This is a genomic window from Hymenobacter sp. 102, from assembly GCF_049949205.1.
Classification (GTDB): domain Bacteria; phylum Bacteroidota; class Bacteroidia; order Cytophagales; family Hymenobacteraceae; genus Hymenobacter.
The window spans coordinates 4,244,059-4,258,844 of sequence record NZ_CP188172.1 but is presented as its reverse complement, the minus strand read 5'-3'; the positions used below and the strand labels follow the sequence as shown (position 1 = coordinate 4,258,844).

The window sequence follows — 14,786 nt, the reverse complement described above, 5'->3', positions numbered from 1 at the left end:
CCGTGGGCTCCTCGCTTACTGAGGTGGCCCCCACGGCTGTATTCTCCTGTTTTCAGCTTTTGGCTTTTTCCCGATGAAATTCCGTTCGTTTACCTGTCTGTTCCTTGTTGCATTCACTACCCTGCTCAGCGCCTGCCAAGACGATGCCGACAGCACCACTCCCCAGCCCGGCACCCTCGATATTGAGGTAGACCACTTGGTGGGCAATACCCCGCTCACGCTCAACACGGGCACCTACTCCACCCCGCTGGGCCAGCAGTTCACGGTGTCCACGTTCAACTACTACCTCTCCAACATCAAGCTCCGGAAGTCCGACGGCACCGAGTACGCCGAGCCCGAGAGCTACCACCTGGTAAGGGAGTCGGAAGCGGGCAGCAAGCTGTTCACGCTCACCAATGTACCGGCCGGCGACTACACCAGCCTCGCCTTCACCATCGGCGTGGATAGCACCCGGAATGTATCGGGCGCCCAAACCGGCGCGCTGGACCCGGCCAACGGCATGTTCTGGACCTGGAACTCGGGCTACATCTACACCAAGCTGGAAGGCTCGTCGCCGCAGGCGAGCGGCAACAAGCAGCTGCTGTTTCACATTGGCGGGTTCAAGAAGCCCAACAACACCATCCGTACCGTGTCGCCGAGCCTGAACGGGGCCACCATCCAGATTCGGAAAGACCGCACCCCGGCCGTGCACCTGCAGGCCGATGTGCTAAAGATGTTCACGGGCCCGAACCCCGTTGATTTCAGCACGCTCTCAAACACAATGGGCGGGGCCAGCTCGGTGAGAGTGGCCGACAACCAGGCCGCCGGCATGTTCCGCGTCGACCATGTGCACGCCAACTAATCGGGCCGTGCTACGTGCTGTACTCGCCTGGCTGGCCCTGCTGGGGCTGGCCGGACTGGGGCTGACTTCCTGCACTTCCGAGGCGGAAGTAGCACCGGCCTGGCAGGTACCCGGCACCACGGTACCGGCCAACTTCCCGGTTCCGGTGTACGGAACTGAGCAAAACCCACCCACCCGGGAAGCGTTTGAGCTGGGCCGTACCCTGTTCTACGACCCGCGCCTGTCGCGCACGGGGGATATATCGTGCGGCAGCTGCCACCAGCAGTTTGTGGCCTTCGCCCACCAGGACCACCGCGTCAGCCACGGGGTGGACAACCTGTTGGGTACCCGCAACGCCCCGGCTTTGCAGAATTTGCGGTGGCGCCGCGAGTTTCTGTGGGATGGTGGGGCCAAACACCTCGAAACCATGCCGCTGGCTCCTATTACCAACCCAGTGGAGATGGACGAGACGCTGCCCAACGTATTGCGCAAGCTGAACGCCGATGCCCGCTATCCGCAGCAGTTTGCGCGGGTGTACGGGCCGGGCCCCATCACCTCCCAGCAGTTTCTGAAGGCACTGGCGCAGTTTACGGCCTCGCTCACCAGCAGTAACTCCCGCTACGACCGGTACGCCCGCCACGAAGCCGGCGCGGAGCTGTCGGCCGGGGAGCTGCGCGGGTTGGCGGTGCTGCGACAGAGGTGCGGCTCCTGCCACGCCGGCGAGCTGTTCACTGATGAAACCTACCGCAACAACGGGCTGGACCGCACCTTCGCGGCCGACTCGGGGCGGGCGCACATCACGGGGCGGCCCCAGGATGTGGGCCGCTTCAAAGTGCCCAGCCTGCGCAACGTGGCCCTCACCCCACCCTATATGCACGACGGGCGCTTTAAAACCCTTCAGGAAGTACTGGACCACTACAGCCAGGGCATGATGGAGTCGGCCACGCTGGACCAACAGTTCCGCCGGAGCGGCTCCGGGCCCGGCATCAGCCTCACCGACGACGAGAAAACGGATTTGCTGGCCTTCCTGCAAACCCTCACCGACACCGAATTTATTCAGGACCAGCGGCTGGCCGAGCACCGCTAGCCGCAGTTCTGCCTTTTCATGAACCAAAAATTTCTGACACTGCTGTTGCCCGCACTCCTGCTGGCAACCGCGGCCTGCGCCTGCGACGTTTGCGGGTGCTTTATGGGTATCACGCCCTACGACAACCAAAGCGGCTTCTCGCTAATGCACCGCTACCGGGTGTTCAACGGCTACCAGCGCTACGGCCAGCAGCCGCAGTTTTTTCCCGCCGGGTCCCGGCCGTTTTTTTCTACGCCCCTTAGCCATGTAGATGACGATTTCCGCCACTCACACAAAGGTGACGCCTCTGACTACGAGATTTTTCGGGTGATGGAGCTGCGTGGCAAATTCTTCCTGAGTAAACGGGTGGAGTTAAATGCTTTTCTACCCTACGTGATGAACTCGGCCCGGGCCAATGGAGCCACGCTGAACCTGGCTGGGGTGGGTGATGTAACGGTGTTTGCCGGCTACCATCTGCTCCGGAACATCGAAACGGCCGGGGTACAGAGTCGGCTGATTGTGGGCGGTGGAGCCAAGCTGCCCACCGGCAACTACCAGCGCCGCAACGCGGAAGGCCGACGGTACCCCGCCCTGAACCAGCCTGGCACCGGTACCACCGATGGGTTTGTGTACGCTAATTATATCGGCAGCTACCGTAACCTCGGGCTGAGTCTGAACAGCAGTTACCGGCGCGCGTCCCGGAACGCACTGGCGGAGAGCCTGGCGCCCAGCATCACCACGTTTGCCAATCTGTTCTACCGCGTGCCCTTGGGCAGCGGCAATCAGTGGCAGCTGTACCCATCGGCGCAGTTCTTTTATGAGAAGACCAAGGGCGAAACCTTTGAAGGCAGGCGCACGGGGGAACACGCCATGAATAACGCGCTACTGGGCCCCGGCTTGGATGTGTACTACAAGAACTTCTCGCTGAACACCAGCTTCCAGCTACCTGTGTACACCGCCACCACCGACCACCCGGCCAGCGCTGGCCGCATGGTCGTGGCCGTTGGCTACAGCTTCCACCAGAGCAACTATCTATTGAGGTGACAGGTGACAGGTGACAGGTGGCAGGTGGCAGGTAAAATACTTGCCCGCTGTTCCCGCAGTTTCGTTTTGCCTGCCACCGGTCATCTCACCACCTCATACGTTTTATAATTCCCGCAGCCGCTGGCCCTGCTGACGGAGCCAGCGGCGGTGTTTGGGCTCCCCGATTACCTGTGCCCCGTAGATGCCCCGATGGCCTGAGAACAGGTAGCTGCTTACGCAGGCCAGGCCGGCGTACAGCCCGCAGCCGCTGCCGAATAGTTCCATAGCCATTAGGGTGCACGCCAGCGGGGTGTTGGCAGCCCCGGCGAAGACGGCCACGAACCCCATTCCTGCCAGCAGCGGCAGCGGCAAGGGCACCAACCATCCCAGCGCATTGCCCAGCGTCGCCCCAATGAAAAACAGGGGTGTTACCTCGCCGCCTTTGAAGCCCGCTCCCAGCGTAAGTGCCGTGAGCAGGAGCTTTAGAGCGAAGGCATAGGGAGGCAGTGGCCCCTGGAAGGAGGCAACAATAGTTGGAATACCTAAACCGATGTACTCCGTAGTGCCCAGGGTCCAGACTACCACCGCCAGCACGGCCCCGCCCAGCACCGGGCGCAGGGGCGGCCAAGCAACCCATTTTTTGCCGGTGGCTCCTACCAAATGCGTGGCCGCGGCAAACACCCGCGCCACTGATCCGCACGCCACGCCCACCCCCACAGCCAGCAGCACATACTCTACAGAAATAGCCGGTACCGCCAACTGCGGATACGCCGTGTGGCCGACGCCCCAGGCCCGGGTTACCCAGTCGGCCCCGGCGGCGGCCAGAAACGCGGGCAGCAGCGCGTGATACCGGATTCGGCCCAGCAGAAACACTTCCAGCCCAAATACGGCTCCGGCCAGCGGCGTTCCGAATACCGAAGCAAAACCGGCACTTACCCCCGCTATCAGCAAAACGGAACGGTCCCGATGCCGCAGTCGCAACCAGCCCGGCAGCTGGTCGGCCAGCGCCCCCCCCATCTGCACGGCGGTACCCTCGCGACCGGCCGAGCCCCCCACCAGGTGCGTAAGCAAAGTACCCAGCAACACCAGTGGCACCATTCGCAGCGGCACCGCAGCCTGGGGCCGGTGAATGGCGTCCAGAATCAGGTTGTTGCCAGCTTCCACGCTCCGGCCTAAATAGTAGTACAAGCTACCCACCACCAAGCCGCCCAGGGGTAGCAGAGCAATAATCCACTGATGGGCCTCCCGCCAGGTAGTCACCCACTCCAACGCCACCAGAAATCCGGCGGAAGCCGTACCGGCCAGCCCAGCCACAGCGGCGGCCAGCAGCACCCAGCGGCCCAGATACAGCAGTAACAGGCGGTACTCAGTCAGCAGAGTGCGTAAATGGGGAGTCATAGCAGCAGGCAAGGTAGCAGAATGGCAAAAGTACGCGGCCAGCAGCCATCCGGAACCACCGGCGCGGCAGGCACTGTTCCAGCAGAATCTATATCTTCAGGAAGGACTTTGTTTTACTCCGGTATGCCGCACCTGTACTCCCGCCTTCGTACGGTTCTGTTTCTGCTGGTAATGGCCGGGCTGACCGGCTGCGGCGACAAGGGCACCACCGGCGAGCAAAACCCGGTAATAACGACACCTTACCCACTCACGCTGCCAACCAACCTGCCCCAGAATGCCACTGTTCCGGCCGATAACCCGCTGACGGTAGAGGGAGTAGAACTGGGACGGAAGCTGTTCTACGAAGGGCAGCTTTCCGGCAACGGTACCCAGTCGTGCGGGAGCTGCCACCAGCAGAGCCGGGCCTTCACCGATGCTCAAGTGCGCGCCATTGGGGCCGATGGCCAGCCTCACTCCCGCAACACCATGTCATTGGTAAACCTGCTCTGGGAGAAAACGCTTGCCTGGGACGGGGCCGCGACCAGCCTGGAGCAACAGGCCCGTACGCCCATCGAAAACCCGGTGGAAATGCACCAGTCGCTGGCCGAAGGGGTGCGGAAGCTGCAGAAAACGGACCTGTATCCGCCATTGTTTCAGAAGGCGTTCGGGAGCAGCACCATCACGGAAACCAGCGTATTGAAGGCCCTGGCCCAGTTTGAGCGCACTCTGATTTCGGCTAACTCCCGCTACGACCGGTACCTGCGTAAGGAAATTTCCCTTTCGCCCACGGAGCGGGCGGGGGCGGCTTTATTTAATAACCACCCGGGTGAAGTCAGCGGCTTGTTTATCAGGGGCGGCACCTGCCACCACTGCCACATCAGTGAAAACGGCCTGTTTACGTCTCCGGATTTCTTCAATAACGGGCTGGATGCCCGCTTTACCGACCCCGGCCGGAGCAGCGTAACCGGCCTGCCCGCCGACCGGGGCAAGTTCAAAGCACCCAGTCTCCGCAATATTGCCCAAACGGCTCCCTACATGCACGACGGCCGCTTTCAGACCCTGGAGCAGGTGCTGGACCATTATAACGAGCATATCCAAGTAAGCAGCCCCGGCGTCGACCCCAATGTGCTTTTGTCGAACACCCCGAACGGTACCCGCCTCGACCTTACAGTGCAGGAAAAAGCCCAGCTCATTGCCTTTCTGAAAACGCTCACGGACTCTACTTTCCTCACAGATAAGCGTTTTTCGGACCCTTTCCGGCAGTAGCTTCCAAAAATCAGTAGGTTTGGCGGCTCATCCTTTCACCACGTGCTGCTTCCTTCTTCTTCCCGGTTCAGTTCTGCGCCTTCTCCCGCCATCTATTTACCGGCCTTTACCGGCATACGGGCTGTGGCGGCCTATCTGGTGTATCTGCACCATTTCAACCCCTGTGCTACTAAGCCGGGCCTGGCTCCACTGGCAGCACTGGTGATGGAGTTTCACGTGGGCGTCCCCATATTCTTTGTTCTGAGCGGTTTTCTGATTACGCTCCGCTATGCTACCACTCCACTGACGCAGCCCCGGCAGTGGGCGCGCTACCTGCGCAACCGGTGGGCCCGCATCTATCCTGTTTATTTGCTATTGACCCTGCTCACGTATGCCGTTTTCCGGCGACAGGGCACGTTTTATCTGCCTGAGCTACTCCAGAGCCTGACGCTTACCCAAGGCTTTTTCGACCATACCAAATACATCGGCATTGCGCAGGCCTGGTCACTCACGGTTGAGGAGTGCTTCTACCTGCTGGCTCCGCTGATTTTTGTGCTGGCCCGCCGGTTTCCCCGGTTACTGTGGGTGCAGCCGTTCGGGTTGCTGGCGCTGGGTATTGCCCTGGTAGCCGTATGCGCGCCACATTACACGGCGCTGCATGGCCTGTTCGGCAACTTCAAATTTATGCTGCTGTTCACTTTCCTGGGCCGCTGTTTTGAGTTCTACGCGGGGGTTCAGTTGGCGCTGCTGTACCAGCAGCGCCAACTACCCGCTGCTGCGCATCAAGGCCGACGCACGCTGGCTGGGCTGGTTATCATGGGGGCCTGCGTAATCGGAATGGTGCTGATAAAAGGCGGCTACACCTACGGGCAGGAGCACCCGCTGGGGGTGGTGCTGAACAATGTGGCACTGCCCGGCGGCATTCTGGTGCTTTTTATGGGCCTGCTGACAGAAAAGACGTGGCTGCGCCAATTACTATCTACCCCACTGCTTCGGGTACTGGGCAAAAGCTCCTACGTGTTCTACCTCATCCACATGGGCATCGTGCACGACTGGCTGGCGTATTATGTCACCACAAACGGCCTGCTGCTATTTGTTTTGCTTAATGCCCTGGCTCTTGGCCTGCATTATGGCGTAGAAGAACCACTGCACCGCTGGCTGCGCGCCCGGCCCCTATCTTCCTCTTCCATTTCCTGATATTCCGTTCCGATGCGCTTTCTTGCCCTACTCGCCAGCAGCCTATTGTTGGCCTCCTGCACACTCACGCCCCGTACGTCCCGGGGCCGCACCCTTAGCCCTGATCGGGAAGCGGCTGCCCCCGACCGCATCCTGCAGGACACGATTCCGGCAGACTCACTGGCCCCCAGCGGTCAATAACCTCCAATTCAGCTAGTCTTTGAACACGAAGCCCCGATGGTTATCCATCGGGGCTTCGTGTTCAAAGACTAGCTGAATTGGAGGTAGCCGGATTAGTCCACATTGTCGTGCAGAAACCGGTTGTCGCCGAGTAGCTCGTTATCATCCGAAAGATTGAATCGGCTGATGTTTTGCTCCGACGAGGGAACCACATTTTCCAGTTTTACCTGCCGCCGCAGGTAGGCGGGCGTTTCCAGTTGGTCCTTGATAGCGTCGTTGCTCAGGCCATTGCTCAACGCCTGAAGCCGCTGCCGCCGCTCCTCCGCCCGGGCATCCAGTGACGGCCGCGGCAGGTGGTGCGTAGTAACCGGCTGCGCCGGCTGCTGCGACAATACCGGCTCGGGAGCAGGCATCGACGGGGCCGAAACTACCGTGGGCTCATAACTCTGCGGAGCCGGGGCATCGAGAATATATTGCGTTACCGGCTGCTCGGCGGCCACGGGAGTGGGCGGACCAAACGTAGGCACAGCGGGTGTTGCCACTGCTTCCTGCCGGTCTTTATCGAAGATGTTGATTTGCGGATCGGGCTGGGCAGTAGTGGCTTCCGGCTCGCGGGCTACCACGTTGGTGATGTTGTGCGCGTCGCGGGCAAAACCGGTGGCAATAACCGTTACCCGGATGCTCTGGCCCAGCGTAGGGTCGATACCGTGCCCGAAAATCACCTCGGCATTCTGGCCGGCTTTGTCCTGAATGTACTCCGTAATTTCGGTCAGCTCATCCATTTCCAGTTCTGCCTGGTCGCCCGACATAATGCTGAGCAGGATTTTCTGCGCCCCGTGGATGTCCGTATTGTTGAGCAGCGGCGAGGCCAGGGCTTCCTCAGCGGCCCGCTGGGCCCGGTTTTCCCCTTCCGTGATACTGCTGCCCATTACGGCCGCCCCCGAGTCCTTCATGACGGTTTTCACGTCTTCAAAGTCCACGTTTACGTCGGCCGTAACGGTGATGATTTCGGCAATGGATTTAGCAGCCGTACTCAGCACGTTATCCGCCTTAGCGAAGGCCGAGCGGATGGGCAGGTTGCCGAAAATCTCGCGCAGCCGGTCGTTCAGAATCACCAGCACCGTGTCGCAGTTGTCACTCAGCTCCTTGATGCCGTGCTCCGCCTGCTGCCGCTTCTTCTTGCCCTCAAACATGAAGGGAGCCGTTACAATACCGACCGTGAGAATGCCCAGTTCCTTGGCCACTTTGGCAATTACGGGCGCGGCACCGGTACCAGTACCACCGCCCATACCGGCCGTGATAAATACCATTTTGGTGCCGTTGCTGAGCAACTCCCGGATTTGCTCCCGGCTCTCAATGGCGGCCTGTTTGCCGCGCTCCGGGTTGGCCCCGGCCCCGAGGCCTTCCGTCAGATCGGCTCCGATTTGCAGACGGTTGGGCACTGTGGAAGACGCCAAAGCCTGTTTATCGGTATTGCAGATGACAAACTCTACATCCTTAATGCCTTGGCTGAACATGTGATTCACGGCATTGGAGCCGCCACCACCTACGCCAATCACCTTAATGATGGACCGGGACTGAGCCGGAATATCGAAAGTAAAATTCATGAGCTGAGGTCAGTTATGAATTATGAGGTATGAGGTAGGAATGACGAATTATGGACGGCCAATGCCATCTGGTAATTCGTCATTCCTACCTCATACCTCATAACTGAACTAGTACTGTTTGTCGTCGAAGTCATCAATCAGCAACCCTTTGGTCCGGCTGATGATCTTCTGGAAAAAGTCGCCGGCACCCGACGATTTTTTAGGAGCTTCCGGCGCAGGCTGCGCTGCTACGGGCTGCGGCTGGGGAGCAGCAGCAGGCTGCGGCGCGGGAGCAGCCGCTACCGGGCGCGGCTCGGGCGCAGTGCGGTAGTAGTTCTGTTCCGGCTCGTCGTAGCCACGCTGGTTGTTGCGGTCATCAAGGGAGCGGTAACCCGCCAGTACCAGGCCCACCGTAGTGGCATACATCGGTGATTTTACCGCCTCAATTTTGCTCTTGCCCAAGTGCTCGTTGGGGTAGCCAATGCGGGTATCCATGCCGGTTACGTACTCAGCCAGCTGCACCAGGTTCTGGAGCTGGGAGCCGCCGCCCGTGAGCACAATGCCCGCCGCCAGCTTATCCTGGAAGCCCAGACGCTGAATTTCGGCGTACACCAGTTCAATGATTTCCTCCATCCGGGCCTCAATGATGTAGGCCAGGTTTTTCAGGCTGATTTCCTTGGGCGCCCGGTCCCGCAGACCGGGGATGCTCACGATTTCGTACTCGGAAGCTTCTTCAGCAATGGCTTTGCCGAATTTCACCTTGAGCTGCTCGGCCTGGTTTTGCATCACCAGACAGCCTTGCTTGATATCGGACGTGATGATATTGCCCCCGAAAGGCAGCACGGCCGCGTGGCGGATGATGCCATCCTTGAACACGGCCAGGTCCGTAGTGCCGCCGCCAATATCAATCAGGGCCACACCAGCCTCTTTCTCCTCATCCGACAGCACCGACATCGAAGAAGCCAGGGGCTCCAGAATCAGGTTGTCGATTTCCAGCCCGGCCTTCGTCACGCACTTGTGAATGTTGTTAATGGCCGTGCTCTGCGCCGTGATGATGTGGAAATTGCCCTCCAGCCGTACACCCGACATCCCTACGGGGTCGAGAATACCTTCCTCATAATCCACTTTGTAATCCTGTGGCATTACGTGAATGATCTGGGAGCCGGGCGGCGTTACCAAGCGGTACATGTCGCTGGTGAGGCGCTCCACATCAGCCTGGGTGATTTCGTTGTCCACCGAGGCGCGGGTGATACTGCCATTGTGCTGCAGGCTCTTGATGTGCTGACCCGCAATGCCCACGTTCACCACGCCAATATTGATGCCCGACTGCTCCTCCGCCTGCCGAATTGCCTTTTTGATGGCATCCACGGTTTTGTCGATATTCGACACGATACCGCGCACCACGCCTTCCGACACGGCTTTACCCATGCCCAGAATTTCGAGTTTGCCAAACTCATTTTTACGCCCAACCAGTGCGCAAATTTTGGTGGTACCGATGTCGAGGCCGACTACAATTTTATCGTGTTGCATGGGAGGAGGGGCGAGAGAGTTGCGGTTGGTTGCAGGTAAAGCACATCTAAAACGCTTGAATTTAGCGTTTTAGATGAATATTTCTATTCGCAGATGATTTGATCTTTAAACTCGACGTTGACGCGGTGGTACGTATCCCACCCGAGCACTGGGGGAATTTGACGGTAAAATACCATCAGTTTCGCAAATTTTTCCGAAATATTCTCAGGAAAGCCAAATTCTACTCGTTGGTCGCCTACTTGCTGCGTGAAAGAAATCCTACCGCTGGGTCCCACGAATACTTCCGCTACCTGCGCGCGCCAGAATGGTTTTTCGTCGATGTAACGTAAAAACTCCAGATAACGGGTGCCGGCGCTGTCCTGAAAGAAGTTTGCAGACAGGGGCTGGCCTCCCAGGCGGGAAACCGGCACTACCCGGGCCGTGAACAGCGGAGAAAGCGGCAGCTTGTGGCCCTCCGCATCCAGGTAGCTGTCCTGGCGGGAGTCGGCGTGTACGAGGCGGGCAATGGGCCGGTTCTGGCGCACGTCGGCGTGCAGATTGCCGGCCAGGTCGCGGTACACCTGGGCATCTTTCACAAAGCTGTGGGCTTTCAGGCGGCCTTCCAGCTCCTTCAGGTTGATATCGGCAGGATTGGCACCTTCCAGCTGGTCCTGGCCGTGGCGGGTGAGCAGGCTGGTCACCTCCCGCTCACTGATGAAAAAGTTGTTGAACTCATTGCTGATAGACACCGAAACTTCGCCCACAGGCCGATTGGCCTGCCGGAACGCCGCAAACGCCCCCAGGCCCACCAGCATCAGCAGGCAGCCCGTAGCAAAAAGTAGGTTGTTGGCTTTACGCTTCAGCTCCATTCCAGCGAATATCCAAAATATTCTTTAAACGAGGAACAAGTTGATCAATGTCACCTGCTCCAACGGTGGCTAATACGTCAAAATTCGGATTGGTTTCGGCATTCCGCAAAATTTCTTCTTTCGTCTGCAGAGATTTTTCTGGCGCTGTGATTTGGGATAAAATCAATTCCGACGTAACGCCGGGCATGGGTAGCTCGCGGGCCGGGTAGATATCAAGCAACACCACTTCGTCAGCAAGACTCAGACTTTCAGCAAATCCCGGAGCAAAGTCGCGGGTGCGGCTGAACAGGTGGGGCTGGAAAAGCACCCGCAGCCGGCGGCCCGGATACAGGGCGCGCAGAGAACGAAGAAAGGCTTCAATTTCGCGTGGGTGGTGCGCATAATCATCCACGTACACCTTAGGCGCCGCGGGCGTGCCAGCGGTAAGCACAAACTCAAACCGGCGCTTTACGCCCTGGTAGGCGGCCACCGCCGCGCGCAGCTGCCCGGCTGAGAGGCCGTAAAGCTGGGCCACGCAGGCGGCGGCCAGCATGTTCTCCACGTTGTGGTAGCCAGGCACGGCCAGCGTCAGCCCTTCGACTGCCCCCTGCGGGCCGTGCAGGCTGAACCGAAACTGGTGGCCCTGGGCGGTAATATCGTCGGCGTACAACTCGGGGCCCTGCTCGGGCGAGAGGCCGTAGCGGATGACGCGCACCCCGGCCGGCACGGCGGCCGCCACGCTGGGGTCGGCGGTGTGGTTGATGATGAGCGTGCCGCTTGGCTGAATCTGGCCCACAAACTGCCGGAACGACTCCACCAGGGCATCCTTGTGGCCGTAGATGTCGAGGTGGTCGGCATCGGTGCTGGTGACGATGGCCACCGTGGGGAACAGCGTCAGAAAGCTCCGGTCGTACTCGTCGGCCTCCACTACCACGGGAATGTCAGTGGCTGGTTGTTCGTTGCTCGTTGTTGGTTGTTCGGGCAACAGCAGGTTGGAGCCCAGATTCACGCTGATGCCGCCCAGAAAGGCGGCGCAAGGCACGCCAGCGTGGTGTAGCAGGTGGGCCACCATGCTGCTGGTGGTGGTTTTGCCGTGGGTGCCGGCCACGGCAATGGTGGGCCGGCCCTGGGTGAGCACGCCCAGTACCTGGCTGCGCTTCTGAATGTCATAGCCCTGCTCCCGCAGCCAGGCCCACTCCTGATGGTCTTTCGGAATGGCAGGCGTCAGGACTACCAGCGTCTGCTCGCGGTTCTCGCGCACGGCCAGCGGAATATTCTCCACGGCATCCGCGTAGTGCACGGCAATGCCTTCGGCGGCCAGCTTTTCGGTGAGGGGCGTGGCCGTTTTATCGTAGCCGCTTACCTCATAGCCGTTGGCCCGGAACCACCGCGCCAGCGCCGACATACCGATGCCACCAATACCGAGGAAGAAGACGTATTTTTTCAAGGAGCGAGGAGTTAGAAGCTAGGAGTTCGGAGCAGCGGGCAGCAGCCGGAGCAACTCGTCTACGATGGTAGCCGTGGCCTGCGGATAGGCCAGCTGCCGGATGTTGGCGGCCAGTTGCTGCTGACGGGCAGGGTTTTGGAGCAACGCCAAAGCCTCGTCGTAGAGCTGGGCTCCGGCTTCGGCGTCGCGCACCAATATGGCGGCGTCTTTCTGGGTGAGGGCCAGGGCGTTTTTGGTCTGGTGGTCTTCGGCCACGTTGGGCGAGGGCACCAGGATGCTGGGCTTGCCCGTGAGGCACAGCTCCGACACCGACAGGGCCCCGGCGCGGGAAATCACCACGTCGGCAGCGGCGTAGGCCAAATCCATGCGGCGCACAAACTCCAGGGCCTTCAGGTTGTCGGCGGCGAAGGGAGCGGCTTGTTTCTCGGCTTCGGGGAAGTAGGTTTTGCCGGTTTGCCAAATGAGCTGCACCCCGGCCTCGCGCAGGCGGGGCAGCGCGGCGGCCGTGGCTTGGTTGAGCGTGCGGGCCCCCAGGCTGCCCCCAATCACCAGCAGCACCGGCCGGTTGGCATCCAGCCCGAAAAACGCCAGGGCCTCGTTGCGCTGACCGTCGGCAATTTCAGTACGCACGGGGTTGCCGGTGAGCACCAGCCGGTCGGCCGGAAAGAATTTCTCCATGCCATCGTAGGCCACGCAGATGCGCTGCACGCGCCGGGCCATCAGCTTGTTCACGAGGCCGGCGTAGGAGTTCTGTTCCTGAATCAGGGCTGGAATACTGCGGGAGGTGGCGGCCATGAGCACCGGCGCCGAGGCGTAGCCCCCCACTCCTACCACCGCGTCGGGCCGGAATTTTTCGATGATTTTACCGGCTTTACGCACGGCGCGCATCACTTTGATGGGGAACAGCAGGTTCTTGGGCGTAAGGCTGCGCTGCAAACCGGCAATATCCAGGCCCACAATGTTGTAGCCAGCCTCGGGCACGCGGGTCATTTCCATGCGGCCGTTGGCCCCCACAAACAGGATTTCGGCCTCGGGGTGGCGGCGGCGCACTTCGTTGGCAATAGCCACGGCCGGGAAAATGTGCCCCCCGGTGCCGCCGCCGCTGATGATTAGTTTCATGGAATTTGGTTTTTGGTTGGTGGTTTTTGGTTTTTGGCTCTTTCCTCTCATAAAGAGGCCAGAAACCATCAACCAAAAACTAAAAACCAGCTAGGCGTACTGCGTTACGCGCGGGATGCGGGCAGTATCGGCGGGCTCGCCTACCATGGGACGGATTTCCCGCTCGCCCCGACTCACGGCCAGAATGATGCCGATACTGATACCCGTGAAGATGAGGGAGGTGCCGCCCATGCTCAGCAGGGGCAGTGGCAGACCCGTAATTGGGCCCAGCCCCACGGCCACGCCCATGTTTACCATGGCCTGCAGCACCAAGCTAAAGCTCAGCCCCGCCGAAAGCAGCCCCCCGAATGCGCCGTAACTGTTCATCACCGTTTTCAGCCCCCGGTACAGAAAGGCCAGGTATAGGAACAGCACCACCACACCGCCCACCAGGCCATATTCCTCGATGATGATGGCGTAGATAAAGTCGGAGTACGGGTGGGGCATGATGTTGCGCTCCGTGCTCTTGCCGGGCCCCTTGCCAAAGATGCCGCCGGTGGCCTCGGCTATGTAGGCGTGCTCCAGTTGGAAGGGAACGGGCTTGCTCTTATCGGTGAAGCTCTCAATACGTGAGAGTACCGTTTTGTAGCGCTGCCCGGAAGTAAGCCCCACTCCGCCTACCACAATACCGATGACTACCATTAAAGCCATTTGCTTGAATGGTACCCGACCAATGAACATGAGCAGCAGGCAAGTGGCAAACAGTAACAGCGCCGTGGAGGCGTTCGACAGAATAATCAGCCCGCAAATCAACCCCACCCACAGCATAACGGGCAGCAGAGTAGTCTTGAAATCATCGACGTGCTGTTGGCGGCGGCTGAGCATGCTGGCCAGGTGCGAAATCAGAGCCAGCTTGGCCAAGTCGGATGGCTGCACCGTTTGGTTGATAACCGGAATGGTAAGCCAGCGGGCTGCACCATTTACATCTGGACCAAAAGCGTATGTGAACAACAGCAGCGGCACCGAGGCCAGCAGGGCGTAGAGCGAGAGGCGCGAGTAGTAGCGGTAGTCGATGCGGTGGGCCAGCCACATGAAGAACAGGCCCACGAAGATCAGGCCCGTGTGCTTGATGAGGAAGTACTCGGTGTTGCCGCCCATCTTTTTATACGCCAGCGTGCCCGTAGCCGAGTACACCACCGCAATGGAGATAAACGAAAACAGCAGCACGATGCCCCACAGCACGGGGTCACCCTTCAGATTTTGCCGGAGCCAGGTGGTAATGCGTTCCATAGGCGGTGAAGTGGTGAAAGGATGAATGAGTGAGTTAACCGAACGTCATGCTGAGCGCAGCCGAAGCATCTCTACGGCTTCGTAGCAATGGTAATTCAACGAAGCGGGAGAGATGCTTCGG

The 14,786-nt window shown here is 59.9% G+C and carries 13 protein-coding genes; 6 read left to right on the top strand and 7 right to left on the bottom strand.

The window, feature by feature from the left end:
* Positions 1–73: 73 nt before the first annotated feature.
* The 3 genes from ACN19L_RS18365 to ACN19L_RS18355 are packed head-to-tail and all read left to right on the top strand — an operon-like array spanning position 74 to position 2,930.
* Complete coding sequence (locus ACN19L_RS18365; RefSeq protein ID WP_426490916.1) at positions 74–841, top strand: MbnP family protein; 768 nt, start codon at positions 74–76, stop codon at positions 839–841.
* Between the two features lie 7 nt (positions 842–848).
* Positions 849–1,907 carry a cytochrome-c peroxidase gene (locus ACN19L_RS18360; protein ID WP_426490915.1) on the top strand — a complete coding sequence of 353 codons (1,059 nt, stop codon included), beginning with the start codon at positions 849–851 and terminating at the stop codon, positions 1,905–1,907.
* An 18-nt stretch (positions 1,908–1,925) separates the two neighbouring features.
* Entirely contained in the window at positions 1,926–2,930 is a 1,005-nt protein-coding gene (locus ACN19L_RS18355; RefSeq protein WP_426490914.1) for a hypothetical protein, read from the top strand.
* A gap of 102 nt (positions 2,931–3,032) precedes the next feature.
* Here the strand turns inward: ACN19L_RS18355 and ACN19L_RS18350 are convergent, their stop codons facing one another.
* Positions 3,033–4,307 (bottom strand): chloride channel protein, encoded by a 1,275-nt coding sequence (locus ACN19L_RS18350; RefSeq protein ID WP_426490913.1) that lies wholly within the window; start codon positions 4,305–4,307, stop codon positions 3,033–3,035.
* A gap of 123 nt (positions 4,308–4,430) precedes the next feature.
* Here ACN19L_RS18350 and ACN19L_RS18345 point away from each other — a divergent pair, with 123 nt between their 5' ends.
* The 3 genes from ACN19L_RS18345 to ACN19L_RS18335 are packed head-to-tail and all read left to right on the top strand — an operon-like array spanning position 4,431 to position 6,908.
* A complete protein-coding gene (locus tag ACN19L_RS18345) occupies positions 4,431–5,552 on the top strand; it encodes a cytochrome-c peroxidase (protein WP_426490912.1) in 1,122 nt (373 codons plus the stop codon).
* Positions 5,553–5,594: 42 nt separating this feature from the next.
* Entirely contained in the window at positions 5,595–6,728 is a 1,134-nt protein-coding gene (locus ACN19L_RS18340) for an acyltransferase family protein (RefSeq protein WP_426490911.1), read from the top strand.
* A 12-nt stretch (positions 6,729–6,740) separates the two neighbouring features.
* The gene (locus ACN19L_RS18335) at positions 6,741–6,908 is read left to right on the top strand and encodes a hypothetical protein (RefSeq protein WP_426490910.1); all 168 of its coding nucleotides are present in this window, start codon (positions 6,741–6,743) and stop codon (positions 6,906–6,908) included.
* 92 nt (positions 6,909–7,000) lie between these two features.
* Here the strand turns inward: ACN19L_RS18335 and ftsZ are convergent, their stop codons facing one another.
* From ftsZ to ACN19L_RS18305, 6 genes are all read right to left on the bottom strand, one after another.
* Entirely contained in the window at positions 7,001–8,494 is a 1,494-nt protein-coding gene (gene ftsZ, locus ACN19L_RS18330) for a cell division protein FtsZ (protein WP_426490909.1), read from the bottom strand.
* Positions 8,495–8,602: 108 nt separating this feature from the next.
* Complete coding sequence (gene ftsA, locus ACN19L_RS18325; RefSeq protein WP_426490908.1) at positions 8,603–10,003, bottom strand: cell division protein FtsA; 1,401 nt, start codon at positions 10,001–10,003, stop codon at positions 8,603–8,605.
* An 83-nt stretch (positions 10,004–10,086) separates the two neighbouring features.
* Positions 10,087–10,851 carry a cell division protein FtsQ/DivIB gene (locus tag ACN19L_RS18320; protein ID WP_426490907.1) on the bottom strand — a complete coding sequence of 255 codons (765 nt, stop codon included), beginning with the start codon at positions 10,849–10,851 and terminating at the stop codon, positions 10,087–10,089.
* Positions 10,835–12,277 (bottom strand): UDP-N-acetylmuramate--L-alanine ligase, encoded by a 1,443-nt coding sequence (murC, locus tag ACN19L_RS18315; protein ID WP_426490906.1) that lies wholly within the window; start codon positions 12,275–12,277, stop codon positions 10,835–10,837. The genes ACN19L_RS18320 and murC overlap by 17 nt, the downstream gene beginning before the upstream one ends.
* Before the next feature lie 18 nt (positions 12,278–12,295).
* Positions 12,296–13,396: an undecaprenyldiphospho-muramoylpentapeptide beta-N-acetylglucosaminyltransferase gene (gene murG, locus ACN19L_RS18310; protein ID WP_426490905.1), complete on the bottom strand. Its 1,101-nt coding sequence runs from the start codon at positions 13,394–13,396 to the stop codon at positions 12,296–12,298.
* Positions 13,397–13,486: 90 nt separating this feature from the next.
* Entirely contained in the window at positions 13,487–14,665 is a 1,179-nt protein-coding gene (locus ACN19L_RS18305; RefSeq protein WP_426490904.1) for an FtsW/RodA/SpoVE family cell cycle protein, read from the bottom strand.
* Positions 14,666–14,786 lie beyond the last annotated feature (121 nt).

Excerpts from the sequence above, each read along its gene's own strand:
- ftsZ (WP_426490909.1), bottom strand. The coding sequence starts at position 8,494 with ATGAATTTTACTTTCGATATTCCGGCTCAGTCCCGGTCCATCATTAAG.
- murG (WP_426490905.1), bottom strand. The coding sequence starts at position 13,396 with ATGAAACTAATCATCAGCGGCGGCGGCACCGGGGGGCACATTTTCCCG.
- ACN19L_RS18355 (WP_426490914.1), top strand. The coding sequence starts at position 1,926 with ATGAACCAAAAATTTCTGACACTGCTGTTGCCCGCACTCCTGCTGGCA.
- ACN19L_RS18365 (WP_426490916.1), top strand. The coding sequence starts at position 74 with ATGAAATTCCGTTCGTTTACCTGTCTGTTCCTTGTTGCATTCACTACC.
- ftsA (WP_426490908.1), bottom strand. The coding sequence starts at position 10,003 with ATGCAACACGATAAAATTGTAGTCGGCCTCGACATCGGTACCACCAAA.
- ACN19L_RS18350 (WP_426490913.1), bottom strand. The coding sequence starts at position 4,307 with ATGACTCCCCATTTACGCACTCTGCTGACTGAGTACCGCCTGTTACTG.
- ACN19L_RS18320 (WP_426490907.1), bottom strand. The coding sequence starts at position 10,851 with ATGGAGCTGAAGCGTAAAGCCAACAACCTACTTTTTGCTACGGGCTGC.
- ACN19L_RS18345 (WP_426490912.1), top strand. The coding sequence starts at position 4,431 with ATGCCGCACCTGTACTCCCGCCTTCGTACGGTTCTGTTTCTGCTGGTA.
- ACN19L_RS18305 (WP_426490904.1), bottom strand. The coding sequence starts at position 14,665 with ATGGAACGCATTACCACCTGGCTCCGGCAAAATCTGAAGGGTGACCCC.
- ACN19L_RS18335 (WP_426490910.1), top strand. The coding sequence starts at position 6,741 with ATGCGCTTTCTTGCCCTACTCGCCAGCAGCCTATTGTTGGCCTCCTGC.